26 protein-coding genes, 1 tRNA gene and 1 riboswitch are annotated in these 24,641 nt (G+C 58.9%); of the genes, 17 read left to right on the top strand and 10 right to left on the bottom strand.

All coding sequences use genetic code 11. The features are described 5' to 3' along the window. Positions 1 to 14: 14 nt before the first annotated feature. Positions 15 to 63, top strand: a riboswitch (SAM-SAH riboswitch). A gap of 5 nt (positions 64 to 68) precedes the next feature. Continuing rightward, on the top strand, positions 69 to 1,250 hold the full coding sequence (gene metK, locus ACR0IM_RS15015) for a methionine adenosyltransferase (RefSeq protein ID WP_480593710.1): 1,182 nt from the start codon (positions 69 to 71) through the stop codon (positions 1,248 to 1,250). A gap of 93 nt (positions 1,251 to 1,343) precedes the next feature. After that, positions 1,344 to 2,051 carry a tRNA (guanosine(46)-N7)-methyltransferase TrmB gene (gene trmB / locus ACR0IM_RS15020; RefSeq protein WP_480682419.1) on the top strand — a complete coding sequence of 236 codons (708 nt, stop codon included), beginning with the start codon at positions 1,344 to 1,346 and terminating at the stop codon, positions 2,049 to 2,051. A 3-nt stretch (positions 2,052 to 2,054) separates the two neighbouring features. Here trmB and ACR0IM_RS15025 read toward each other — a convergent pair whose 3' ends face one another. Then, positions 2,055 to 2,864 carry a hypothetical protein gene (locus tag ACR0IM_RS15025; protein ID WP_480642383.1) on the bottom strand — a complete coding sequence of 270 codons (810 nt, stop codon included), beginning with the start codon at positions 2,862 to 2,864 and terminating at the stop codon, positions 2,055 to 2,057. A gap of 185 nt (positions 2,865 to 3,049) precedes the next feature. Here ACR0IM_RS15025 and aroA point away from each other — a divergent pair, with 185 nt between their 5' ends. After that, complete coding sequence (gene aroA, locus ACR0IM_RS15030; RefSeq protein WP_480682420.1) at positions 3,050 to 4,396, top strand: 3-phosphoshikimate 1-carboxyvinyltransferase; 1,347 nt, start codon at positions 3,050 to 3,052, stop codon at positions 4,394 to 4,396. Next, the gene (locus tag ACR0IM_RS15035; protein ID WP_480682421.1) at positions 4,393 to 5,010 is read left to right on the top strand and encodes a (d)CMP kinase; all 618 of its coding nucleotides are present in this window, start codon (positions 4,393 to 4,395) and stop codon (positions 5,008 to 5,010) included. The genes aroA and ACR0IM_RS15035 overlap by 4 nt, the downstream gene beginning before the upstream one ends. A gap of 18 nt (positions 5,011 to 5,028) precedes the next feature. On the opposite strand, the gene ACR0IM_RS15040 is transcribed toward ACR0IM_RS15035, so the two are convergent. Continuing rightward, positions 5,029 to 5,508, bottom strand: a complete 480-nt coding sequence (locus tag ACR0IM_RS15040) for a YHS domain-containing (seleno)protein (protein WP_480593702.1) — start codon at positions 5,506 to 5,508, stop codon at positions 5,029 to 5,031. A 218-nt stretch (positions 5,509 to 5,726) separates the two neighbouring features. Here ACR0IM_RS15040 and ACR0IM_RS15045 point away from each other — a divergent pair, with 218 nt between their 5' ends. Continuing rightward, complete coding sequence (locus tag ACR0IM_RS15045; protein WP_480682422.1) at positions 5,727 to 6,242, top strand: hypothetical protein; 516 nt, start codon at positions 5,727 to 5,729, stop codon at positions 6,240 to 6,242. Here the strand turns inward: ACR0IM_RS15045 and ACR0IM_RS15050 are convergent. Then, positions 6,239 to 6,646, bottom strand: coding sequence for a hypothetical protein (locus ACR0IM_RS15050; protein ID WP_480593699.1), 408 nt, complete (start codon positions 6,644 to 6,646; stop codon positions 6,239 to 6,241). The two genes, ACR0IM_RS15045 and ACR0IM_RS15050, sit on opposite strands and share 4 nt — an antisense overlap. 353 nt (positions 6,647 to 6,999) lie before the next feature. Between ACR0IM_RS15050 and rpsA the strand changes: the two genes are divergently transcribed. The 8 genes from rpsA (at position 7,000) to ACR0IM_RS15090 (ending at position 13,920) form a co-directional block, all read left to right on the top strand. Next, positions 7,000 to 8,676 carry a 30S ribosomal protein S1 gene (gene rpsA / locus ACR0IM_RS15055; RefSeq protein WP_170326968.1) on the top strand — a complete coding sequence of 559 codons (1,677 nt, stop codon included), beginning with the start codon at positions 7,000 to 7,002 and terminating at the stop codon, positions 8,674 to 8,676. Positions 8,677 to 8,947: 271 nt separating this feature from the next. Beyond that, positions 8,948 to 9,232 carry an integration host factor subunit beta gene (ihfB, locus tag ACR0IM_RS15060; protein ID WP_037310872.1) on the top strand — a complete coding sequence of 95 codons (285 nt, stop codon included), beginning with the start codon at positions 8,948 to 8,950 and terminating at the stop codon, positions 9,230 to 9,232. Between the two features lie 6 nt (positions 9,233 to 9,238). Beyond that, positions 9,239 to 9,589, top strand: a complete 351-nt coding sequence (locus ACR0IM_RS15065; protein ID WP_480593798.1) for a lipopolysaccharide assembly protein LapA domain-containing protein — start codon at positions 9,239 to 9,241, stop codon at positions 9,587 to 9,589. A gap of 9 nt (positions 9,590 to 9,598) precedes the next feature. Then, positions 9,599 to 10,243 carry a phosphoribosylanthranilate isomerase gene (locus ACR0IM_RS15070; RefSeq protein ID WP_480682423.1) on the top strand — a complete coding sequence of 215 codons (645 nt, stop codon included), beginning with the start codon at positions 9,599 to 9,601 and terminating at the stop codon, positions 10,241 to 10,243. A 47-nt stretch (positions 10,244 to 10,290) separates the two neighbouring features. Then, positions 10,291 to 10,626: a hypothetical protein gene (locus ACR0IM_RS15075; protein WP_480593697.1), complete on the top strand. Its 336-nt coding sequence runs from the start codon at positions 10,291 to 10,293 to the stop codon at positions 10,624 to 10,626. A 67-nt stretch (positions 10,627 to 10,693) separates the two neighbouring features. Beyond that, on the top strand, positions 10,694 to 11,941 hold the full coding sequence (gene trpB, locus ACR0IM_RS15080) for a tryptophan synthase subunit beta (RefSeq protein WP_480682424.1): 1,248 nt from the start codon (positions 10,694 to 10,696) through the stop codon (positions 11,939 to 11,941). A 364-nt stretch (positions 11,942 to 12,305) separates the two neighbouring features. Beyond that, positions 12,306 to 12,378 (top strand) — tRNA-Arg (locus ACR0IM_RS15085). A 396-nt stretch (positions 12,379 to 12,774) separates the two neighbouring features. Next, positions 12,775 to 13,920 carry a slipin family protein gene (locus ACR0IM_RS15090; protein WP_480682425.1) on the top strand — a complete coding sequence of 382 codons (1,146 nt, stop codon included), beginning with the start codon at positions 12,775 to 12,777 and terminating at the stop codon, positions 13,918 to 13,920. A gap of 42 nt (positions 13,921 to 13,962) precedes the next feature. Here the strand turns inward: ACR0IM_RS15090 and ACR0IM_RS15095 are convergent, their stop codons facing one another. The 7 genes from ACR0IM_RS15095 to ACR0IM_RS15125 form a co-directional block, all read right to left on the bottom strand. Further along, entirely contained in the window at positions 13,963 to 14,337 is a 375-nt protein-coding gene (locus ACR0IM_RS15095; protein ID WP_480682426.1) for a DUF2237 family protein, read from the bottom strand. 9 nt (positions 14,338 to 14,346) lie between these two features. Beyond that, positions 14,347 to 15,510: a serine hydrolase domain-containing protein gene (locus ACR0IM_RS15100; RefSeq protein WP_480593690.1), complete on the bottom strand. Its 1,164-nt coding sequence runs from the start codon at positions 15,508 to 15,510 to the stop codon at positions 14,347 to 14,349. An 82-nt stretch (positions 15,511 to 15,592) separates the two neighbouring features. Further along, positions 15,593 to 16,273 (bottom strand): aminoacyl-tRNA hydrolase, encoded by a 681-nt coding sequence (gene pth / locus ACR0IM_RS15105; protein ID WP_480682427.1) that lies wholly within the window; start codon positions 16,271 to 16,273, stop codon positions 15,593 to 15,595. Between the two features lie 127 nt (positions 16,274 to 16,400). After that, positions 16,401 to 17,057 carry a 50S ribosomal protein L25/general stress protein Ctc gene (locus ACR0IM_RS15110; protein ID WP_480593688.1) on the bottom strand — a complete coding sequence of 219 codons (657 nt, stop codon included), beginning with the start codon at positions 17,055 to 17,057 and terminating at the stop codon, positions 16,401 to 16,403. Positions 17,058 to 17,179: 122 nt separating this feature from the next. Next, positions 17,180 to 18,346 (bottom strand): alpha-hydroxy acid oxidase, encoded by a 1,167-nt coding sequence (locus tag ACR0IM_RS15115; protein WP_480682428.1) that lies wholly within the window; start codon positions 18,344 to 18,346, stop codon positions 17,180 to 17,182. Positions 18,347 to 18,482: 136 nt separating this feature from the next. Further along, complete coding sequence (trpA, locus tag ACR0IM_RS15120) at positions 18,483 to 19,274, bottom strand: tryptophan synthase subunit alpha (protein WP_480682429.1); 792 nt, start codon at positions 19,272 to 19,274, stop codon at positions 18,483 to 18,485. Positions 19,275 to 19,352: 78 nt separating this feature from the next. Further along, positions 19,353 to 19,838 (bottom strand): acyloxyacyl hydrolase, encoded by a 486-nt coding sequence (locus tag ACR0IM_RS15125; RefSeq protein ID WP_480682430.1) that lies wholly within the window; start codon positions 19,836 to 19,838, stop codon positions 19,353 to 19,355. A 199-nt stretch (positions 19,839 to 20,037) separates the two neighbouring features. Between ACR0IM_RS15125 and ychF the strand changes: the two genes are divergently transcribed. From ychF to ACR0IM_RS15145, 4 genes are all read left to right on the top strand, one after another. After that, complete coding sequence (ychF, locus tag ACR0IM_RS15130; RefSeq protein WP_480682431.1) at positions 20,038 to 21,135, top strand: redox-regulated ATPase YchF; 1,098 nt, start codon at positions 20,038 to 20,040, stop codon at positions 21,133 to 21,135. Between the two features lie 102 nt (positions 21,136 to 21,237). Next, positions 21,238 to 21,780, top strand: a complete 543-nt coding sequence (locus tag ACR0IM_RS15135; RefSeq protein WP_480682432.1) for a hypothetical protein — start codon at positions 21,238 to 21,240, stop codon at positions 21,778 to 21,780. Positions 21,781 to 21,957: 177 nt separating this feature from the next. Further along, entirely contained in the window at positions 21,958 to 22,839 is an 882-nt protein-coding gene (locus ACR0IM_RS15140; protein ID WP_480642369.1) for a LysR family transcriptional regulator, read from the top strand. An 85-nt stretch (positions 22,840 to 22,924) separates the two neighbouring features. Then, on the top strand, positions 22,925 to 24,628 hold the full coding sequence (locus ACR0IM_RS15145) for an NAD(P)H-dependent oxidoreductase subunit E (RefSeq protein WP_480682433.1): 1,704 nt from the start codon (positions 22,925 to 22,927) through the stop codon (positions 24,626 to 24,628). Positions 24,629 to 24,641: the final 13 nt, after the last annotated feature.

The raw sequence follows: 24,641 nt of genomic DNA on the forward strand, positions 1-24,641 counted from the left end.
CGTATCCCCTCGCTTGCCCGTCACAACGGCTTCCTGGCGTGATGGGGAAATCTCAATGGAGCACTTTCATGTCCCGACAGAACTACACATTTACTTCGGAATCCGTATCCGAAGGGCACCCGGATAAGGTTTGTGACCGGATTTCCGATGCCGTCCTTGACGCATTTCTGAACGAAGAACCCGAAGCACGCGTGGCGTGCGAAACCTTTGCCACGACCGACCGAGTGGTGATCGGTGGCGAAGTAGGTCTGTCCGATCAGGAAAAGCTGCACGATTATATGGGCCGCATCGACGAGATCGCGCGCGCCTGTATCAAGGATATCGGCTACGAGCAGGATAAGTTTCATCACGAAACCGTCGAGGTGACAAACCTGCTGCACGAACAGTCCGCCCATATTGCTCAGGGCGTGGACGCCTCGGATAACAAGGATGAGGGCGCTGGCGACCAGGGCATCATGTTCGGTTACGCCACCACCGAAACCCCTGCGCTGATGCCGGCACCGATCCAGTACTCGCACGCGATTCTGCGTCGTCTGGCCGAAGTGCGCAAGAACGGCACCGAGCCCGCACTGGGCCCGGACGCGAAATCGCAGCTGTCGGTTGTGTACCGCGATGGCAAGCCGGTCGGCGTCAGTTCGATCGTGCTGTCGACCCAGCACCTGGATGAGGCGCTGAGCTCGGACGACATCCGCGCCATCGTCGAACCCTATATCACCGAAACCCTGCCCGCAGGCTGGCTGACCGCAGAAACCGAATGGCACGTGAACCCGACGGGCAAATTCGTGATCGGCGGCCCGGATGGCGACGCGGGTTTGACCGGGCGCAAGATCATCGTCGACACCTACGGCGGTGCCGCGCCTCATGGTGGTGGTGCGTTCTCGGGGAAAGACCCGACCAAGGTGGACCGCTCGGCCGCTTATGCCGCGCGCTATCTGGCCAAGAACGTGGTTGCTGCGGGCATGGCGGAACGCTGCACCATTCAGCTGAGCTATGCGATTGGTGTGTCCAAACCTTTGTCGATCTACGCCGATACGCACGGCACCGGCGAGATTGCGGACGCTCTCATCGAAACTGCCGTCGGACAGGTGATGGACCTGACCCCGCGCGGTATTCGCGAGCACCTGAAACTGAACAAGCCTATCTACCAGCGCACGGCTGCTTATGGCCATTTCGGACGTGAACCCGATGCGGATGGCGGATTCAGCTGGGAGCGTACTGACTTGGTCGATGCGCTGAAAACCGCGGTCTGATCCAATGCAATACAAAGCGCGCCGATGTCGGCGCGCTTTTTCGATTCGGCGCCGGGGTTGCAACGTGACGACCCGCGCAGTATGGGCACCGCCATGAGCACCCAGACACCACAACGCCCCCGCAGAAACTTCTATGGCCGCTTCAAGGGAAAGACCCTGAAGCCCAGCCAAAAGACGTATCTGAACGAAGACCTCGACGCCCTGTCGCCCGGCGCAGTGGACTGGGAGACCAATCCCGAACGCCATCCGCTGGACCTGCAGACGCTGTTCGGCGGCAAGGAGGTCTGGCTTGAGGTCGGATTTGGCGGTGGTGAGCATCTGGTGCATCAGGCCGCCAGCAACCCCGATATCGGTATCATCGGGGCTGAACCCTATATCAACGGCGTCGCCATGCTGCTGGGTAAAATTCGTCAGGCCGGCGTCAAAAACCTTGCGGTGCACCCCGGTGACGCACGCGATCTGTTCGACGTGCTTCCCGAAGCCAGCATTTCGCGCGCCTTTTTGCTGTACCCCGACCCCTGGCCCAAAACGCGGCACCACCGCCGTCGCTTTGTCACGCCCGAACATCTGGAACCGCTGGCGCGCGTGCTGAAGCCGGGGTCAATCTTCCGCGTGGCAACTGACATCCCCGACTATGTGCGCCAGACGCTGGAGGAAGTTCCGCACGCAGGTTTCGAGTGGCTGGCTGAACGCCCCGCAGACTGGCGCGAACCGTGGGAGGACTGGATTTCCACTCGATATGAACAGAAAGCTCTGCGCGAAGGCCGCACACCACATTACCTTACGTTCCGCAAAACCTGACCGCTACGGCGCGGGATCGCGCAGGCTGGGGAAGGCTCGGCCTTTTGCAAACCATGCCAGCCCGAATGCCCAAAGCGCGATGGTTTCTACAAAAAAAGTCAGGTTATGGGATTTCCATCCCGTCTGGGCGCCTTCACCAGAAAAGGCGACGATACCCAGAGTCAGAACGCACAACAGGATCGTGATGCCGCATAACGAATACAAAGTATTGCGTCGCTTTTTCGTCTGGATCATTTGCCCGTGTCTTAAGTGACGCTCCGGAACCACGCGGCGTAAAACGAAAAGGCAATAAAGGCCAAGATAGATAAACAGGATGCCCGCAGCCCAGGCATGTAAGTGCGGCGCGCCCGAAAACAGGGTGAAGAATGCTTCCGGTTCGGGGTCCGACAGGACCGGCGGCGGCGTTTGGTTCACATCGGCAAAAATCCGAGACTTAAAGCTGACGGGTTCTTCGCAGCCAGACCCGCTTGTTGGGAAAACCGCGACAAAACATGCGCCTATTCCGGCGATGAATGACCCAAGATCCTCAAGCCAATGATCTCCGGTATAGGCGATTAGGAAGCCACCGATAAAAACCATTAAACCGACGAAGATGGTCCCAAGGAATTGGGCATAGTAGAAATGGCTTATGCTGTCGCGAAAACAGCTGCCACCAAACACTGCGCCGCTGGCAAGGATGATCGGCAGGCCAAAGGCCACGAGGCCGACCAGAAAGGCCAGGCGCATCTGCAGAACACTGTCTGTCTTTAGTGGATCTTTGGGCTGAAAGAACTTTTCCGTTCCGCTGGAAAGCATGGTTTGAAGCTGTGACATGGAAAAAACCTTGGACATTGAATTATGAGCAACAAAAAATGAACTCGTCCTTGAGTTTGACCATTGTAGCCCAGAAACTCCTGATCGCCCAAACCTCGCTCCCTCTGGCGGTCGTATTGCGGCTGGACCAAGCGGCCCCAATTCGCTAATCGGCTTGAGCACTGATAGCGAAAACAGGAGCCCCCATGTCCGGACACGGCACGCCAATCCCGATGACCTCGCATCCCTGCGGCCCGCTGACCGGCACGGCAGAGGTGCCCGGCGACAAGTCGATCTCGCACCGGTCGCTGATCCTTGGCGCTATGGCGGTGGGTGAAACCAAAATCTCGGGCCTGCTTGAGGGCGAGGATGTTCTGGACACTGCCAAGGCGATGCGCGCCTTTGGGGCCGAGGTGACGGACCACGGTGGTGGTGAATGGACCGTGCATGGTGTCGGCGTCGGTGGTTTTGCCGAGCCGGATCAGGTGATCGACTGCGGCAATTCGGGTACCGGAGTGCGACTTATCATGGGGGCAATGGCGACCTCGCCCATCACCGCGACCTTTACCGGCGACGCGAGCCTCAACAAACGTCCGATGGCGCGGGTCACCGATCCGTTGGCGCTGTTTGGTACGCAGTCGGTTGGCCGTGCCGGTGGGCGTCTGCCGATGACGATCGTGGGTGCGGCGGAACCCGTGCCGGTCCGCTACGAAGTCCCAGTACCGTCGGCGCAAGTGAAATCCGCCGTGCTGCTGGCTGGCCTGAACGCGCCCGGCAAGACGGTGGTAATTGAGAAAGAGGCCACGCGTGACCATTCGGAGCGTATGTTGGCCGGGTTTGGCGCCGAAATTTCCGTCGAGGATACCGATGAGGGGCGGGTGATCACTCTGACCGGCCGCCCCGAGCTAAAACCGCAAGTCATCGCCGTGCCGCGCGACCCGTCTAGCGCGGCCTTCCCGGTCTGCGCGGCGCTGATCACGCCGGGTTCGGATGTTCTGGTGCCCGGCATTGGCCTGAACCCGACACGCGCCGGCCTGTTCACCACTCTGCGCGAGATGGGCGCCGATCTGACCTATGAGAACGAACGCCAAGAGGGCGGCGAGCCTGTTGCCGATCTGCGCGCCAAGTATTCACCCAACATGAAGGGCATCAACGTGCCGCCGGAACGCGCGGCCTCGATGATCGACGAATACCCGGTTCTGTCCGTGGTTGCGGCCAATGCCACAGGCACCACGATGATGGGCGGCGTGAAAGAACTGCGCGTCAAGGAAAGCGACCGGATTGATGCCATGGCCAAAGGCCTGCGCGCCAATGGCGTGACCGTTGACGAGGGCGAAGAATGGTGGTCGGTCGACGGGCTGGGCATCGGCAATGTCCCCGGCGGCGGTACGTGCGAGAGCTTTCTGGACCACCGCATCGCCATGTCGTTCATGGTGATGGGGATGGGCGCGCAGACCCCGGTCTCGGTCGATGACGGCGGCCCGATCGCGACCTCATTCCCGATTTTCGAACCGCTGATGGCGTCTCTGGGCGCCAAGGTCGAACGCACGTGAGCTTTACTGTCGCCATTGACGGCCCTGCGGCGGCGGGGAAGGGCACGATCTCGAAAGGCGTTGCCGCACACTTCGGGTTCGCGCATCTGGATACGGGGTTGCTCTACCGCGCGGTTGGGCGTCGCACTCTGGACGGTACCGACCCGGTCGAGGCCGCGCAGGCGCTGACGGCTGACGAGCTGGAGCAGGGTGATCTGCGTACGGCCGAGATTGCGCAGGCGGCGTCGAAAGTGGCTGTAATCCCTGAGGTCCGGTCGGCGTTGGTCGACTTCCAACGCGCTTTTGCCCGTCGTGCCGGGGGCGCGGTTCTGGACGGGCGCGATATCGGAACGGTGATCTGCCCTGAGGCCGAGGTGAAGCTGTTCGTCACCGCCAGCGCCGAAGTTCGGTCCGAGCGGCGTTTTCTGGAATTGAGCGCCAAGGGATCGGAAGTCACCCGCGAAATGGTGCTGGCCGATGTGCGCGAACGCGATGCACGGGATGCCGAACGCAGCACTGCACCGATGAAACCCGCCGACGATGCCGTACTGCTGGACACGTCCGATCTGAGTATCGAGGCTGCGCTAGCTCAGGCCGTGGCCTTCATCGAAAAGAAAAAGCCCGCGACGTCATAGCGCTGCGGGCTTTCAGGATTACAACTCGCCGACGGCGACGCTTTTGATATTCGCCCACTGATCGTCAGCGGTTTTTGCCGTGGCTGTCACGTCCTTCAGGAAGGCCGCGCGGGTTTCGGCGTTCAGGAAAAGGTACAGCTTGCCATCCGCGACGAGATATTGATCCGGATCGCCGTCAAACTTCTTGCCCACCGAAACGCCGAACGAACAGAACCCGCCGTGCTGAGGCAGGTAGGCGGCGGGGTTGGTCTCGAACGCTTCGCGGTTCGCAGCGCTGGTAAAGTAGTAGGATGCCCCGTCATAGGTGGCGGAATGGGTGGCAAAGCCCTCGACCGGATTGCCGTCACTCACCAGCGCGACCAGATCGACGCCGTGCGCGGCCAGCGGCGCACCGGCCGCCGAGATACCGTTAGAAACGTTTATCTCATCCGCGGCAAAGGCGGGTGCCGCGATCAGAGGCAGGGCGGCGAGGACGGTTGTCAGAACCAGAGATTTCATTGGGATTTCCTTTCCTGTTCAGGTTTGGATCAGCCGGGCGGCCAACCGCTGAAACATAAGTAGAGGGGTAGTTCTGAACGGGCTATCGCAGGAAGCCCGCCAAATCTTGCAGATCGTTCAAACCTGCGGTGGGGCGGGATAAGTCCTTCACCAAGCTTTGTTTGGTCACTCCGCCAGCTGGCCCCTATGGTTGGAGCGTAGCCTGCAGGAGAGATGCGATGATCCGACTAGCCCTAACTCTGTTTTTTCTGGCCGGAAGCCTGGCTGCTCAGGAGGCCGAGCCACCGATGGACTATGAACGTCTGGGCAAGATCATCTTCGCGCTCGACCCTGAGGCACAGCCGCGCGGGCCAGGGTTCCAACTGACCGTATCGGACGTTCCGGTTCTGATCATCACCGACAGCAATGCCGACCGGATGCGCGCGATGATCCCGATCCGCAGCGCCGAGGGCCTGACCGCCGAGGACATGCACCGCATGATGCAGGCCAATTTCGACAGCGCTCTCGACGCGCGATATGCGATTGCCAACGGAATGCTGTGGGCAACATTCATTCATCCGCTGTCACCGCTTGAAAAGGACCAGCTGATCTCGGGGTTGGCGCAGACGGTGAACATCGCCAAGACCTATGGCTCGCTTTATTCCGGCGGTGCGCAGCAGTTCGGCGGAGGGGACAGCGGTAGCCTTCAGCGGGACCTGATCGAGGAATTGCTTAAGAAAGGCGAAGAAATCTAAGCCGGAACAGAAGCAGGTGTTCGATCGCCCAGCAAATACCGCAGTACGTCCAAGTAGTCGAAGGCCAGCGACACGGCGATGGTCAAGACCACCACACGGATTATCCATTTGGGAGCGACGGGGATGTCTTCGCGCGCCTGTTGTTTCCAGAGGTAATAGGCAAGCGGTGTCCAGAACACGGCGTGGCCGAGCCCCATCAAACGGACATAACCAAGCTGGTTGAAGATCAGCAGAACGCCGGCCGCCGCCAGCAAACTGCACAGGATCGTAATAATCGCTGTCAGGCGTGTCTGCCGCCAAATCAATAATGAGATCGGTAACAGGAAGGCGCCAAAGCTCAGAATGTTCATCCATATCTGAACCCACTGGGGTTGATGTGCAACGATGACGTTGAACTCTTCCATGATCTGACAATTCCGGTCTGTGTGTCTGCCAGACCAGTGGTGCCGGGGTGATGCAAGGTGTGCAACCGGGCAAGGCTGCTATCAACCGATTGTGAGGTCGGCGATGTTGTCCCTGTTCTTCGCGCTAAGTGCTTTCGACTTGCGAGACCGGAGCCAACCCGCTATAGAGCACCCGTCTTAACAAGGGCGGCTAACGTCCGGATGACGTATCTGAGCAGGGCCGGGTTACCTCGGCCCTTTGTGTTTGTGTAGTCAGATGCGCCCCGGGTTACGCCTCAAGGCACCATGAAACAAGACCGGCGGAGACAACCGCTCGGCCAGCAAAAACGTACTGTAAAGGAAAACAACGCCACATGGCTAACGCATCCATGGAGGAATTCGAAGCCCTCCTTAATGAAAGCTTCGAAATGGACACACCCGAAGAGGGTTCTGTTGTCAAAGGCAAGGTTCTGGCGATCGAAGCCGGCCAAGCCATCATCGACGTCGGCTACAAAATGGAAGGCCGCGTTGATCTGAAAGAATTCGCAAATCCCGGCGAAGCCCCTGAAATCGCTGTTGGCGACGAGGTCGAAGTATACCTGCGCGCCGCAGAAAACGCCCGTGGCGAAGCCGTCATCTCGCGCGAGATGGCCCGCCGTGAAGAGGCATGGGACCGTCTGGAAAAAGCATATGCCGACGACCAGCGCGTTGAAGGTGCAATCTTCGGTCGCGTCAAAGGTGGCTTCACCGTCGATCTGGGTGGCGCAGTTGCGTTCCTGCCCGGCTCGCAGGTTGACGTCCGCCCCGTGCGCGACGCTGGCCCGCTGATGGGTCTGAAGCAGCCGTTCCAGATTCTGAAAATGGACCGCCGCCGTGGCAACATCGTTGTGTCGCGTCGCGCAATCCTGGAAGAATCGCGTGCCGAACAGCGTGCCGAAGTTATCGGCAACCTGTCCGAAGGTCAGACCGTCGAGGGTGTCGTCAAGAACATCACCGAATACGGCGCATTTGTTGACCTGGGCGGCGTTGACGGCCTGCTGCACGTCACCGACATGGCATGGCGTCGTGTGAACCACCCGTCCGAGATCCTGACGATCGGCGAAACCATCAAGGTTCAGGTCATCAAGATCAACAAAGAGACCCACCGCATCAGCCTGGGCATGAAGCAGCTGCAGGAAGATCCGTGGGATCTGGTTGCTGCGAAATACCCGCTGGGCTCGGTCCATCAGGGTCGCGTCACCAACATCACCGACTACGGCGCGTTCGTCGAGCTGGAAGCCGGTGTCGAAGGTCTGGTGCACGTGTCCGAGATGTCCTGGACCAAGAAAAACGTCCACCCCGGCAAGATCGTTTCGACCAGCCAGGAAGTCGACGTTATGGTTCTGGAAATCGACGGCGCCAAGCGTCGCGTGTCTCTGGGCCTGAAGCAGACTCAGCGCAACCCGTGGGAAGTGTTCGCAGAAACGCACCCCGAGGGCACGCAGGTCGAAGGCGAAGTCAAGAACATCACCGAATTCGGTCTGTTCATCGGCCTCGAAGGCGACATCGACGGCATGGTTCACCTGTCGGACCTGTCCTGGGACGAGCGTGGCGAGGATGCCATCCAGAACTACCGCAAAGGCGACATGGTTTCGGCCGTTGTCTCGGAAGTTGACGTCGAAAAAGAGCGTATCTCGCTGTCGATCAAAGCCCTGGGCGGTGACAAGTTCGCCGAAGCCGTGGGCGGCGTGAAGCGTGGTTCGGTCATCACTGTCGAAGTCACCGCGATCGAAGATGGTGGCATCGAGGTCGAGTACGAAGGCATGAAATCGTTCATCCGTCGTTCGGACCTGTCGCGTGACCGTGCCGAACAGCGCCCTGAGCGTTTCTCGGTCGGTGACAAGGTCGACGTTCGCGTCACCAACGTTGACAGCAAGACCCGCCGTTTGGGCCTGTCGATCAAGGCACGCGAGATCGCCGAAGAGAAAGAGGCCGTGGAACAGTACGGTTCTTCCGACTCGGGCGCATCGCTGGGCGATATCCTGGGTGCGGCGCTGAAGTCCGGCGACTAAGCCAAGGCATCAGCCTTAGCCGAATTTACGGCCCCGCGTATCCGCGCGGGGCCGTTTTTGTTGCGAATCAATATGTTCCAAATTCCGGGCTTATTTCGGGTGTGGTTCGCGCTTTAAGCGCGGAATTCGCGTGAACAAGCGAAAAATCGCGCGGTTTAGCAGCAAAATGAAGGCTTTGCACAAAGAGTTTACGTTCCCCCGATCCGACTTTTTTCCTATACTGTTCAGAACAATAGAGATGGTTAACCGATCGCCTGGGAGGGTAGCGCTCATGATCCGTTCAGAACTGATTCAGAAAATCGCCGACGAGAACCCGCATTTATATCAACGCGACGTCGAGCGGATCGTGAATACCGTGTTCGAAGAAGTGACGGATGCCATGGCGCGCGGTGACCGTGTGGAACTGCGTGGCTTCGGTGCCTTTTCGGTGAAACAGCGCGACGCGCGTGTCGGCCGCAATCCCCGCACGGGTGAGACTGTTCAGGTCGAAGAAAAATGTGTGCCGTTTTTCAAAACTGGCAAGTTGCTTAGGGATCGATTGAACGGTAAAGCCTAACTCATGATGCGCTACCTTCGATATGCTTTCCTGGCGATCCTCGGGATCGTTCTTATTTCCGTCTCGCTGGCCAATCGCGAAACGGTTGAACTGTCGCTGATGCCGGAACCCTTTGCCGAGCTTGTGGGTTTTAACTTCAGCACGTCGCTCCCGCTGTTCGTGGTGGTGTTGGGCGGCGTTGTCGCAGGCCTGATCATCGGTTTCCTCTGGGAATGGCTGCGCGAGCACAAGCACCGCCGGGATGCGTCCGTGAAGAAAAACGAAGTGCGCAAGCTTGAGCGTGAAGTCAAAAAGCTCAAGAAAAAGCAGAACGAAGGTCAGGACGAAGTTCTGGCCCTGCTGGACGAGGCCAGCTGAGGCAAACCAATGCCCCAAGACGCAAGTGTCAAAATCTGCGGCCTGACCGCCCCCGATCACGTGCGCGTGGCAGCCGAGGCTGGCGCACGTTATGTCGGGTTCGTGTTCTTCCCAAAATCGCCACGGCATCTGGACATTGAGGCCGCCACTGAACTGGCCCATCTGGTGCCTTCTGGTGTGGCCAAGGTCGCGCTGACCGTGAACGCGTCGGATGAGGAACTGGACCGGATCGTGGCCAGCGTACCGTTGGACATGTTGCAACTGCACGGCAAGGAAAGCCCGGATCGCGTGGCCGAGATCCGCGAACGGTTCGGCCTGCCCGTGATGAAAGCCATTGGTGTGGCCGAAGCTGAAGACCTTGTGGCAATCGACCTGTACTCCGAAGTGGCGGACCAACTGCTGATCGACGCCAAGCCACCGCGCAACGCCGAGTTGCCGGGCGGCAACGGCCTGGCTTTTGACTGGCGCCTGCTGGCCGGGCGCAAGTACTGGCGGTGCCCGTGGATGCTGGCCGGGGGGTTGACGGCTGATAACGTTGCCGATGCCATGCGCATGACTGGCGCGCGGCAGGTCGATGTCTCTTCGGGCGTGGAAAGCGCGCCCGGCGTGAAGAACGCAACCCTCATCCGCGCCTTTATCGACGCCACCCGGTGATCTGATCGCCCGGTGCCTGCGTATCTCCGATAGGGGAGGGCGCGGCAATGCTGGCAGCGATTGGCGGAGTTTCATTGAAACGGTGGTATTACGGGCCGGAGTTTTTTTGGCGCGCCCATCAGGCGTTGCTACAGGCGCGCGGCGATCCGTTGTGTCTGAAAGCGGATGTCTTTCCGTATCAGGGGCTCTATTTCTCGCTCAGTGTCTGGCACGATGCCGAGGCGATGCTGACCTTTGCCCATTCCGGTCCGCACCGACGCGTGGTGCAGGCCGCTGTACGACTGGCCGAGGTGAGTGAGTTTCACCACTTCCCCTGCATTGCAGTGCCCAGTAGAGAGCAGGCGTTGCAAATCTGGGCGCAGCACCTTGAAGCGGCGGAATAATACGTTTTGCCATGGCAAATCCCGCCGCCACCTCCTATGAACAATGGGCACGACGATGGAGACACCCATGGCCAACGATCTTTTCAATTCCTTCATGTCCGGCCCCGATGAACAGGGCCGCTTTGGCATCTTCGGCGGGCGGTTCGTCAGCGAAACGCTGATGCCCCTGATCCTGTCGCTGGAGGAGGAGTATGAGAAGGCCAAGGACGATCCCACCTTCTGGGCCGAGATGGACGATCTGTGGGCGAACTATGTGGGCCGCCCCTCGCCGCTGTATTACGCGGAACGTCTGACTGAGCATCTGGGCGGTGCTAAGATCTACCTGAAACGCGACGAGCTTAACCACACCGGCGCGCACAAGATTAACAACGTGCTGGGCCAGATCATTCTGGCGCGGCGCATGGGCAAGACCCGGATCATTGCTGAAACCGGAGCCGGTCAGCACGGCGTGGCCACTGCCACCGTCTGCGCCAAGTTTGGCCTGAAGTGCGTGGTCTATATGGGCGCGCATGACGTGCAGCGTCAGGCCCCGAACGTGTTTCGTATGCGCCTGCTGGGGGCCGAAGTGATTCCGGTGACCTCTGGCCGCGGCACGCTGAAAGACGCGATGAACGACGCGCTGCGTGACTGGGTGACCAATGTGCGCGACACCTTTTATTGTATCGGCACCGTGGCGGGGCCGCACCCCTATCCGGCGATGGTGCGCGATTTCCAATCGATTATCGGCAAGGAAGCCAAAGAGCAGATGATGAAGGCTGAAGGCCGTCTGCCTGACACGATCATTGCTGCAATCGGTGGCGGCTCGAACGCGATGGGCTTGTTCTACCCGTTCCTCGACGACAAGGACGTCAACATCATCGGTGTTGAGGCCGGTGGCAAGGGCGTGAACGAAAAGATGGAGCATTGCGCCTCATTGACCGGTGGACGTCCGGGCGTATTGCACGGCAACCGCACATATCTGCTGCAGGACGATGACGGGCAGATTCTGGAAGGCTATTCGATCTCGGCCGGTCTGGATTATCCGGGTATCGGTCCCGAACACTCGTGGCTGCACGAAATTGGCCGCGCCAACTATGTCTCGATCACCGACAAAGAAGCGCTGGAGGCGTTCCAGCTGTGCTGCGCGACCGAAGGCATCATCCCGGCGCTCGAGCCCTCCCATGCGCTGGCCCATGTGATGAAGATCGCCCCCAAACTGCCCAAGGATCACCTGATCTGCATGAACATGTGCGGTCGTGGCGACAAGGACGTGCAGACCGTGGCCAAGTATCTGAACTTCGACATGTCGGATACCGAAGGCCGCAGCGCCGATTGACCAGGCGGTAAAATTTGAAATTTGTGACAAGAGCGGCGCACCTTTGACGGGTGCGCCGCTTTGTTTTTGTCGCGCTACCTTTTCGAATATTGCGCAGATGGGTAATTTTGTTGCGCGCTCGCCACAGGTGTGATTTTGACCCTCAAAAATTATTGAACGAATCCAGACCCTTCGCCTAAACCGGCCGTTACCGGTCACAACGGGCCGGACCCTAGCGGGCAGAGGTGATCACTCTCTCGGTGCGGACGGCACTGCCGAAACCGTATGCCAGGGCCGAAACCGGGGATTGGTATGCTTTGTAGCTCAGTTGGATAGAGCGGCAGGTTTCCCATCTGTAGGCGAAGGTTCGACTCCTTCCAAAGCCGCAAATGTAGCTCAACGGTAGAGTAATCGACTGCGAATCGATGTGTTGCGGGTTCGAATCCCGCCATTTGACAAAGCTGTTCAGTCAGCACCGGCCTTCCACGCCGGCCCGTGAAAACGGTCCAAATCATAAGGGTCCGGGTGTTCCCCAGCAGGGGCGGCACTGCGCAACGTCAGGCTTTGGCCCGGCGGGGCAGGGGCCTTCGCTGCTCTGGCCTTGGGCCGGAGGGCGGATGACGGTGCCGCCGGATCGGTGCCCCGCTTGGCCTTCGGGCAGGGCGGCGCATGGATCCCGCGCCCCTCTCTCTGACCCTCCCGCGCAGGGGCAAGGCGCGGGGGATACCCGGATCTTTCCCGCCTTCATCCGAAGGTTTCACACCTGTCACCCAATCGGGGTGCAACCCACTGAAAACATGAAAAGGAGTTCGCGTTTGCGACGACGATAGAGCGAGACGAAAAGGAGAAATGACATGACACTGTTCCAAGATCTGATCGACCGGCTGACCGGTCACCAACGGCTGACCCTGACCGAGACCCAGCGGATGCTGGTCCTGCGCAACGGGGTGTTCGATGCAATCCTCGGCCCCGGGAAGCACCGGCTGCCACGCAAGGATGTGCTGACCGAGCTGCACGATCTGGAAAAGCTCTTTTTCGTGTCGCCCTATGAGCGGGCGCTGATGCAGAACCGGCCCGAGCTGGCCGCCAAGCATCTGACCGAGTTCCGGGCCGAATCTGACGAAGTTCTGGTTCTGCTGCGGGATGGGACACCTGTTCGGGTCCTGAACCCCGAAGCACGGGTGCTTGTATGGAAGGCCGCAGGGCCGTGGAAGATCGAGCATCACGCGTTGACCGACACCATGGTTGTGCCCAAAGCGACGGCGCAGCGGCTGGTTCGGGCCGGGCTGCGGCTGAACCTGACGCAGGTTGAGGTGGCCGAAGGGCATACCGGGCTGCTGACGGTTGACGGGGTACTGGTGGATCAGCTGGCCCCCGGTGCGCATGCCTTCTGGAAAGTCGGGCGGAACGTCGAGGTCAAACAGATCGACCTGCGGCAACGGACCCATGAGGTGACAGGGCAGGAGATCCTGACCAAGGACCGGGTGACCATCCGGGTCAACCTCAGCGCTGATTACCGGGTCGTTGATCCGGTAAAGGCGGTGGGGGCGGTTAAGGACTTCGATCAGGCCCTGCACCGGGCGCTGCAACTGGCGTTTCGGAAGACTTTGGGGGCGATGACACTGGACCGGCTGCTGGCCGAGAAGGTGACTGTCGACACCGAGGCCGCGGATCGGGTGCGGACACAAATGGCCGGGATCGGTATCGAAGTGGGTGAGATCGCGTTGAAAGACGTCATCCTGCCCGGTGAGATGCGGGAAATCCTGACCGCCGTGGTCGCTGCCGAGAAACAGGCCGAGGCCAACGTCATCCGGCGGCGGGAAGAAACCAACGCCACGCGGTCCCTGCTGAACACCGCGAAGGTGATGGCGGAAAACCCGGTGATGCTGCGGCTGAAAGAGCTGGAGGCGCTGGAAACCATCGCCGGGAAGGTCGAACGGCTGACGGTCCACAACGGGACCGAAGGGCTGATGTCCGACCTTGTCAAACTGCGGGAGTGATCCCGAATAAGGGCCGGTCCGGGATGTCCTGGGCCGGTCTGGCTATTCCGCAACCGCGTGTTCGGTCAGCAGCCGCAGTGGCACCAAGTCGAGCGCGCGCTGGTGTGTGGCTTCAAGATGTACCTTTGGCGCGCAGCCTTCGTCATGGGCCTGCAGAAAACGCCCGGCGCACAGACACCAGCTGTCACCCGGTTTCAGGCCGGCAAAGTTGAACTCGGGGCGCGGGGTGCTCAGATCGTTTCCGACATACTTGGAGAACGCGAGAAACTCGGCCGTCATTACCGCGCAAACCGTGTGGCTGCCCTGATCCTCGGGGCAGGTGTTGCAGGCCCCATCGCGAAAGAATCCGGTCAATGGATCACGGGAACACGGGGCAAGCACACCTCCCAAAACGTTGATACTGTCCTGTTTTTGCATGGATCCACCTTACAGGCTTTGCGCGATCTTGCGGAACATTTCTATATTCTGGTCGCTGACGCCCGGATCGCGGAATTTCCGGTCTGCTCCGGTGGACACAATCAGCACGTCGCGGGATTGATCAAAATAGATGTATTGTCCGTAGATTCCACGCGCAAAGAACTCACCCTCATGTGCACCTTTGGGAATCCACCATTGATAGCCATACCCGGTTTCACCCGCCTGTGTCGGGGCGCTGGGCCAGGTTGACTCGCGAATCCATTCAGCCGGAACAAGCTGTTGTCCGTCATGCGTGCCGTTCTGCAGGATCATCTGCCCAAAGCGCGCAAAATCCCGCGTGGTAAAGTTCAACCCAGCCAGCACAAAGGCAACGCCCGCCCCGTCGGTGATGTAATACCCGTCCCGTTCCAGCTGCAGCGGTTGTATGATCTTTTCGGTCATCAGCTCGGGCACATTGCGCCCGGTTGCGCCGCGGATCACCATACCCAGCACGTGGGTATCGATCGACACATATTGCCAAGTCTCACCCGGGGGTGCGAAACCGTCTTGTAGTGAAGCCGCGAAATCATCCAGTTCACCGCCCAGTGCTATTATCCGGCCCATTCGGTTGATGTCGGAATTGTAGTCAAAGTAGTCTTCATCAAAGGTAACGCCGCTGGCCATGTTCAGTACGTTCCGGATCGTCGCACCGTCATAGGCAGAGCCCGCCAGTTTTGGCGCGTATTTCACGACCGGGTCGTCCAGCGACTCGATAGCCCCTTCGGCCAGTAGGACGCCGAACAGCGCCGAAAGGTAGCTCTTGGCAACCGACCATGAAATTCGCCGATCCTCGGGAGACGTGCCCAGATAGTATTCTTCGAACCGGATCTGCCCGTCCTGCATCACCAGCAGAGAGGTTACCGCGCGATCCTCGATCCATTGGTCAGTGCCGTCGGGCAGGTCAAAGCCGGGGCCATAGGGCAGCTCCCATGTCTGGCCATCGCCGCGCGGCAGATCGACCGTCAGAAAAGCCTCATCCATATGAGAGAAATTGTGGACGATTTTTTCTTCGGAAAACAAAGAATTCACAGCCATCAGCCGTTGAATCTCTTCGCGTTTCCAGACCCCGACAACAACTGCAGCCAGCACCAACATCAGCAGGATGCGCAGCACCCACTTGAACAGAGCCTTCATCTTTCGCCTCCCTCATTCCTGCGGCATTGGAACCCGCCCGATGTGGTTCCGCAATTGGGACGTTGCGGCAAGGTCAACAGCCCTATTTGAACTTGTCCAGCAGCTTTTGCATGGCCGAGCGTTCGTCGACCTCGGGTTCCGGCGCGGGGGTGGCGTCCGATTTTGGTGTTTTGGCCGGAGATTTCGAAGACCGCGGCGGCGCGGTGCGCAGGGCAACTGCGTTCATGAACTTGCCGCTTTCCTCATCAGCCAGATATCCAGCGCCGTCAGACACTCCACGCAGCACGTCGTCCAGCCAGTCGGCATCGGCCTTGGCGAAATCGCTCAGGACATATGGAGAGACCAGCTCTTTCCGCCCCGGATGCCCGATCCCCAGCCTGACCCGGTCATAGGCCGGGCTGATATGTTCGTGGATCGAGCGCAGCCCGTTATGCCCGGCATGTCCACCGCCCGCCTTGACGCGCACCTTACCAGGGGCAAGGTCCAACTCGTCGTGAAAGATGGTCACGTCAGTCGAGTCCAGCTTGTAGAACCGCATCGCCTCGCCTACCGACTGACCAGACCGGTTCATGAAAGTTTGCGGCTTGATCAGCAGCACCTTTTCGCGGCCCAAACGCCCCTCGGCGGTCTCAGCCTGAAATTTGGACTTCCACGGACCAAAACCGTGATCTTCGGCGATCCGGTCCACGGCCATAAAGCCGATATTGTGCCGGTTGCGGGCGTATTTCGACCCCGGGTTCCCCAATCCGACAAACAGTTTCATAGTCTCGTCCTTGTGCGATGCACGTGGTTGATGGCACGGAATGCCATCTGTTTTCCAGCCCAAGGGCCAAAAGAAAACGGGGCCCGGTAAAGGCCCCGTTTCTTAATCCGGAATGTTGGGTCCGGACTTATTCTTCTGTTTCTTCCTGACCGACGACTTCTACTTCGTCTGCGGCCACTTCTTCGCCTTCTTCTTCATCGTCGCTGGACGACAGGCCGGTCGGTGCCGAGACATTCGCGATCACGAAGTCACGGTCGATGGTCGGTTTGGTGCCTGCGGGCAGGTCAACGGAGGAAATGGTCACAACGTCGTTGATCTCCATACCGGTCAGATCGACGGTGATCTTCTCAGGGATGTCGCCGGCGGTGCACAGCAGTTCGACTTCCGGTCGGACAACAGTCAGAACGCCGCCCTTCTTGATGCCAGGGGCTGCTTCTTCGTTGATAAACTCAACCGGGATGAACAGCGCGATCTTGGTGGTCCGACGCAGGCGCATCAGGTCCAGGTGGGTCGGCAGGTCTTTGACAACGTCACGCTGAACGTCGCGGCAGATGACACGAACGTCTTCGTGGCCTTCAACCTTCAGGTTCCACAGGGTCGACTTGAACCGGCCTGCTTTCAGGCGCTTGAACAGGACGTTGAACGGGATCTGAATCGGCAGCGGCTCTTTATCGCCACCAAAAACAATGCCCGGAACCATGCCGTCGCGGCGTGCTTGACGAGCGGCGCCCTTGCCTGTCCCCGTCCGTTCCAGAGCTACGAGATCAGGAATCTCTCCAGCCATGATAATTCTCCAAATGTTAGGGCGGGCATCCTCCAAGGCTGTATGCCCGCGTGAAGCCGCGTCCTTAGCTTGATTCACTTGATTTGGAAAGGGCTTTTTGAGCTTTCGCTTCTAGGTTCAAGTCAGTCCTGCCAGCGACCGCCGAAGTCTTCGGGGATCAGCAGGTTGTGCCGCCCCAGATCGCCAACGTTACGTTCGCCGCACAGCGCCAAAGTAGTATCCAGTTCCTTGTGAATGACGTCCAGCGCAGTTGTCACACCTTTCTGCCCCATCGCGCCCAGCCCATAGATAAAAGCGCGACCAATATAGGTGCCCTTGGCCCCCAGAGCCAAGGCCTTGAGGACGTCCTGACCAGAGCGGATGCCACTGTCCAGATGGACCTCGATATCATCGCCGACCGCGTCCATGATTTGTGGCAGCATACGGATGGAACTGAGTGCGCCATCCAACTGCCGTCCTCCGTGGTTGGACACAACGATGGCATCAGCGCCAAGTTTAGCTGCCATCCTGGCGTCGTCGGCGTCCAGAATGCCTTTGAGGATGACCTTGCCGCCCCATTGTGCCATCAGCTTTTCGACCTTGCTCCAGTCGAGGCTGGGGTCGAATTGCTCGGCCGTCCATGCGCCGAGGGAGGAGGCATCCGAGATACCCTCGACGTGACCGACGATATTGCCGAACTCGCGCCGCTTTGCGCCCAGCATCTCGATGCCCCATGACCATTTTGTCATCAGGTTCGCGGTGGTTTTGGCCGTCAGTTTCGGCGGTGCGGACAAGCCGTTTTTCAAGTCCTTGTGGCGCTGGCCCAGAATCTGCAGGTCCAGCGTGATCACCAAGGCTGAGCATTTCGCATCCTTGGCGCGTTGGATGAGGCGGCTGACATAGTCCTGATCCTTCATCGTATAAAGCTGAAACCAGAAAGGTTTCGTCGTGTGCTCGGCCACATCCTCGATTGAGTTGATCGACATGGTGGACAGGGTAAATGGCACGCCAAATTCTTCGGCGGCTTTGGCGGCTTTCATCTCGCCATCCGCATGTTGCATGCCCGTCAGCCCGACCGGGGCCAGCGCGACGGGCATCGCGACGTCCTCTCCAATCATCTGCGAGGCGGTCGAGCGTCCGGCCATGTCCACCGCAACCCGCTGTCGCAGGCGGATATCCGAGAAATCCGAGCTGTTGTCGCGGAAGGTCTGCTCTGTCCAGCTGCCGCTTTCGGCATAGTCGTAGAACATCCGCGGCACACGGCGTTCATAGATCCGCCGGAGATCTTCGATGGTGGTGATTACAGGCATGGGACCGCGCCTTTGGTTGAGTGGTTACATATTTCTACTGAGGCATCCGGCATGGCGCAATTGTCTGAAGACGAGAAAAAACCGCAGCAGGTCAGTTGCTTGCTGCGGTCTGTTGAAAGGGTTCGATGCCAATCGATCAGGCGGAATGCGCGCCGTCGGCAAGGGTCTTCACAAAATCCAGAACTTCGGCCACGGGTTTGCCTGACGCGATCTGGCTGACAATGGCCGAGCCAACCACAGCACCATCGGCGACGCTGGCGATGGCCTTGGATTTCTCGGGCGTGTTGATGCCAAAGCCTACGATCACGGGCAGATCGGTAGCGGATTTGATCCGCGCCACTTCTGGGCCGACATTCGTGGCTTGAGCCTCGGCCGCGCCGGTGATGCCGGTGATCGACACATAATATACAAAGCCCGAGGTGTTCTGAAGCACGCGGGGCAGGCGTTTGTCGTCGGTTGTAGGGGTCGCCAGCCGGATGAAGTTCAGCCCCGCCGCCTGCGCGGGCAGGCAAAGCTCTTCGTCTTCTTCTGGTGGCAGGTCCACCACGATCAGCCCGTCGATGCCAGCGGCTTGCGCATCGACCAGAAACTTATCAACGCCTCGGCTGTAGATCGGGTTGTAATAGCCCATCAGAACAATGGGTGTCGTGTCGTCGGTTTCGCGGAACGCACGCGCCAGGTCCAGAGTGCGCTGCAGGGTCATGCCCCCTTCCAGCGCCCGTTGACCAGCAGCCTGAATGGTCGGGCCGTCCGCCATGGGATCAGTAAAGGGCAGCCCCAGTTCGATCACGTCGACACCAGCGCCGGGCAGGCCTTTCACAACCTCAAGCGAGGTGTCGAAATCGGGGTCGCCTGCCATGATATATGCGACAAAGGCCTTTTTTCCCTCGGCCTTCAAGGCGGCGAACTTAGCGTCAATACGGGTCATCTGCAGTCCTTGCATTCAGAGTTGAACCTGATGTGCAGAAACTTTGCCCGGAAATCAATCCCGCCGGGTCAGATTGCCTCAGAACTGGTAGTGGTATCGCAGCAGGCCCGAGTTGACGCCGGGGTTTTCGTTATTCGTGCTGGCGTTGGATTTGTGGGTGATTGCAAAGGACACCTTGTTGCCATTGTCCAGAGTGTACCCGAGGCCTAGCAGGCTGCGGATCTGGAATTCTCCGCCAAGATCGTTCAGGTCATCGCTATGGGAAAAGTACCCCGGCATGACACTACCTTCGATGAACCAGCGGTCGGCAAAGGTGTAGAAGCCGATTAGTCCGATGCCGATATGGACATTGCTTGCGGTATCCACTGTCAGGGCGCTGCCCCAGGTTGCGGAAAAGCGGGTGGCTTCGTGAAACGGGCGGTGATGATATTCAAGCGCGAATACCGCTTCGTCATCTGCTTCGCTGTCGGAAAAATCTGAGAACCCGGCGCCAAATACAAGGGATTGTGCTTGCGCCGTCTGGGCGGCCAGCAGCAGCGCAAGAGTTACGATAATTTTCTTCATGCCTACCATTCACTATTTGTTTGTTCATAACGTTCTATACGACGATCTTAGAGTGCGATTTCGAACCCCGGCAAGCTGCTGGGTAGTGAACATTTTCGTGATGTTGCAGATTGGACTTGGCCGGGTTGCTTGCAGTCCGGCTTGCGCATCGACCCGGACCTGCATAGAAGCACCCCTCGAATGGCTTCAGGAGACTGTCATGGGCTTTAAAATGGGAATCGTGGGTTTGCCGAATGTGGGCAAGTCGACACTCTTCAATGCGCTGACCAAAACCGCAGCCGCTCAGGCGGCAAATTTCCCGTTCTGCACGATTGAGCCCAACGTCGGTGACGTTGCTGTGCCTGATGACCGTCTGGATAATCTGGCGGCGATTGCAAGCTCGAAACAGATCATCCCCACGCGGATGACCTTCGTGGATATCGCGGGTCTGGTGAAGGGGGCCTCGAAGGGTGAAGGGCTGGGCAATCAGTTTCTGGCCAACATTCGTGAAACCGACGCCATCGCCCATGTACTGCGCTGTTTCGAAGATGGTGACGTGACCCATGTGGATGGCCGCGTTGACCCGGTGGCTGATGCCGACACCATCGAGACCGAACTGATGCTGGCCGATCTGGAAAGCATCGAAAAGCGCCGTGCCAACCTGGTGCGTAAGCTGAAGGGCAACGATAAGGAAGCGCAACAGCAGGACCGCCTGTTGTCCGCCGCGCAGGAGATGCTGGAAAGCGGCAAGCCTGCACGTCTGGTAGAGGTCTCTGCCGAAGACGCCAAGGCCTGGAAGATGCTGCAACTGCTGACGACCAAACCTGTGCTCTACGTCTGTAACGTGTCTGAGGAAGAGGCCGCCGAAGGCAACGAATACTCGGCCAAAGTTGCCGAGATGGCGGCGGCGCAGGGCAACGCGCATGTCATCATCAGCGCCAAGATCGAAGAAGAGATCAGCTTGCTGGAAGAGGACGAGGCGCAGATGTTCCTCGAAGAAATGGGTCTGGAAGAGCCCGGTCTGGATCGTCTGATCCGCGCCGGTTATGACCTGCTCAAGCTGGAAACCTATTTCACGGTTGGCCCGAAAGAGGCCCGCGCCTGGACCATCCGCACCGGCACCGCCGCGCCGCAGGCCGCTGGCGTGATCCACGGTGATTTCGAAAAAGGCTTCATCCGGGCCGAGACCATCGCCTATGACGATTATGTTTCTGCCAATGGCGAGCAGGGTGCAAAAGAGGCGGGCAAGATGAGGGCCGAAGGCAAGGGCTACATCGTCAAGGATGGCGATGTCATGCACTTCTTGTTCAACACCTGAACGGCGACAGTTTCGGCCTGGCATTCTGCACGCTCGACATAAGGCGACTGGATGCCTCGTTTTGAGATTGAGAGCAGGCGTTTGACGTGAGATGCACGGAGCATGGGCGTAAACAACTTAATGCGGGCTAAAAGAGGCCAACCGTCAAAACGGCAACGCTGGCAAGTCGGGGCGCTGGTTGAAATTCCGTTAGGTGAATGCTGTTGGGCTTATGGGCAATTGGGGGAAGAGTATTTCGTTGCGGTTCTCGAAGGCTACTTTTCAGAGCGGCCGAAAATCGAGGATCTGATTGAACTACCGGTACTGTTCAAATCTTTTGTCTGTCGTGATGTTATTAGCAGAGGTTATTGGCTGAAAGTCGGCCGAGTTGAACCTCGTTGCGATGTCATCAGGGAGGACCTTCGCTTCAAACAGGACAAAACATCTGGGGTCCTTTCGCTTTGTCATTCTGACTTTGCAGAGCAAGGCGGGGAGCGACCAGCGCTTTTGAGCGAGTGCCTTGGGTTGGAATGCGTTGCTGTTTGGGAAGCGAGCCACGTTGAAGATCGGATCATCGCTACACGTGACGGCCACGTGTGCAAATGGGTCAGTTCCTTGGCGATCGACTTACAAAAAGTTCCTGCGCACCAAAACGACATTCGCTAAAAGTCGTCTTAGCACTAACCACGACTTTGAATCTGGGTTACATTCTCCTGCCATTTACTTTCTGACGCAGTATGCCGAGTTTTCGTGCGGCTTCGAATTTCCATTCAGTCAACACATTTCTACGCATAGAAAACCTCGTTAGTATGGATTTTGATCCGCCAACCGAGAAGACCCCAAATGATCGAAATCCGCGACCTCCAACTCCTCAGCGCCCTGGCGCGGCATCAGCATTTTGCCAAGGCGGCCGAGGAATGCGGGATTTCGCAGCCTGCGTTCTCGATGCGCATCCGAAATCTTGAGGACCGGTTGGGTGTTTCCATTGTTCGTCGTGCCAACCGATTTCAGGGCCTGACCGAAGAGGGCGAGATGATCGTCCAGCGTGCGCGGCGGATCCTCGACGAAACCAAGGCGCTGGAACAGCAGGTTCTGGCCGCCAAGGGCGAGATCACCGGCACGCTGATTCTGGGCGTTATCCCAACGGCGACTGCATTCACTGGCCGCCTGACCAAACGATTGCGGCAGGCGCACCCCCGGATCGTTACGCGAATCGAAACCATGTCGGCCACAGCGATTCAACATCGGCTGGATGAGGGCAGTTTGGATGCGGGCATCACCTATGGTGACAGCATCGGCACCGATCTTCGGCAGGTGCAGCCATTGTACCAAGAGACCTATGTACTGTTGATCCCGTCTCACATGACCAGCGAGACCGGTCCGATCCCATGGGCGCGGGTGGCCGAATTCCCGCTTAGCCTGTTGGAGCCGCAAATGCAGAACCGACGCATTTTGGATCGGATTTTCGCCGAACAGGGGTTGCACCCGCAAGTTGTTGCAGAAACCAGTGGTTTCACTGCCTCGATGGTCATGGCACGCGAGGGGTTGGCTGCCACAGTCATCCCGCGCGTGTTGGTCAGCGCGCTGGGCGATTTGAAGGGAACGAAGGTATTGCCACTGGTCAATCCCGTGGTCAGCAAACCAATTTGTCTGGCAACTTTGTCTCGCGATCCGGAGCTGCCCACGGTTGAGGCTTTGCGGGCGGTGGTGACGTCTTTGCGGTGATAAGGTGTCGTTATCGTGCGATTGCAATAAGCGATTTGACGATATGTTATTCTGATGAGACACGGAGCCTCAATCGGAGGGCATCATGGCACCATTAGACACCAAGCCATCAGGCGCACCCAAGGGCGTCTGGAAGTCAGGTAAAGGCAAAGGGCGTCACACGCCCAAAGGCCGTCAGTTTACGGATGAGGCGCAGGCAGAAATTCATCGCCTGCTGGGTGACCGCCCGCGCCGTCGCGACCTGCTGATCGAATTCCTGCATTTGATTCAAGACGAACACGGCCATATCAGCGCCGACCATATTGCCGCGCTTGCGGTTGAGATGCGGATCGGACAGGCCGAGATTTACGAAACCGCGACCTTCTACGCCCATTTTGATGTGGTAAAAGAAGGTGAGACGCCTCCTCCGGCGTTGACCATCCGGGTTTGTGATTCCCTGTCCTGTGAAATGGCCGGTGCTCAGCAGCTGCAAAAAGCGCTGGAAGACGGTCTGGACCCGGCTGAGGTTCGTGTTGTCCGCGCGCCGTGCATGGGCCGCTGCGACACCGCTCCGGTGCTTGAGATCGGTCACAACCATATCGATCATGCGACCCCTGAAAAGGTGAAGGCTGCAATTGCTGCCAGTGACACGCACGCCCATTTGCCCGGCTACGAAGCCTTTGCCGCTTATGAGACAAACGGTGGCTACGCCAAGCTGAAAGAGCTGCGCGAAAGCGGCGATTGGGAGAAGGTACAGGAAGACGTTCTGTCCTCAGGCCTGCGTGGTTTGGGTGGAGCTGGCTTCCCATCCGGCAAGAAATGGGGCTTTGTTCGCATGAACGAAGGTCCGCGCTATCTGGCCGTGAACGGGGACGAGGGCGAACCCGGCACGTTCAAGGACCGTTTTTACCTGGAGCGCACGCCGCATGTCTTCCTCGAAGGGATGCTGATCGCTGCCTGGGCGGTCGAGGCGGAAACCTGCTTTATCTACATGCGCGACGAATACCCGGCCGTTCTGGAAATCCTGCGCCGTGAGATCGCCGCGCTGGAACAGGCCGGGATTGTTGAGCCGGGTTACATCGACCTGCGCCGCGGTGCCGGTGCGTATATCTGCGGTGAAGAATCCGCGATGATTGAGTCGATTGAGGGTAAGAAAGGCCTGCCGCGTCACCGTCCTCCGTTCGTGGCGCAGGTTGGGGTCTTCAACCGCCCAACGCTCGTGCACAATGTCGAGACGCTCTATTGGGTCACCAAAGTCTGCCGCGAGGGGCCCGAGTGCCTCAACAGCACTGAAAAAAATGGCCGTAAGGGCCTGCGAAGCTATTCGATCTCGGGCCGGGTGGCAAAGCCGGGCGTTTACCTGCTGCCCGCCGGATCGACCATTCTGGACGTGATCGAAGCCGCTGGTGGGATGGTCGAAGGTCAGACCTTCAAAGCCTATCAGCCGGGCGGTCCGTCCTCGGGCCTGCTGCCTGCGTCGATGGATGACATCCCGCTGGATTTCGACACTCTGCAACCGCACGGTACTTTCATCGGTTCTGCTGCCGTTGTGGTTCTGTCCGATCAGGACACTGCCCGCGATGCCGCGCTGAACATGCTGCGGTTCTTCGAAGATGAAAGCTGTGGCCAGTGTACGCCCTGCCGGGCAGGCTGCGAAAAGGCTGTGAAGCTGATGCAAGCCGACAAGTGGGATCAGGATCTGCTGGAAGATCTGTGCCAGGTCATGGGCGACGCATCGATTTGCGGCCTGGGGCAGGCCGCTCCGAACCCGATCCGCCTAGTCATGAAACATTTCGCTGACGAAATCTGAGGGAGACAGAGCC

Source organism: Ruegeria sp. BF6, from assembly GCF_056538665.1.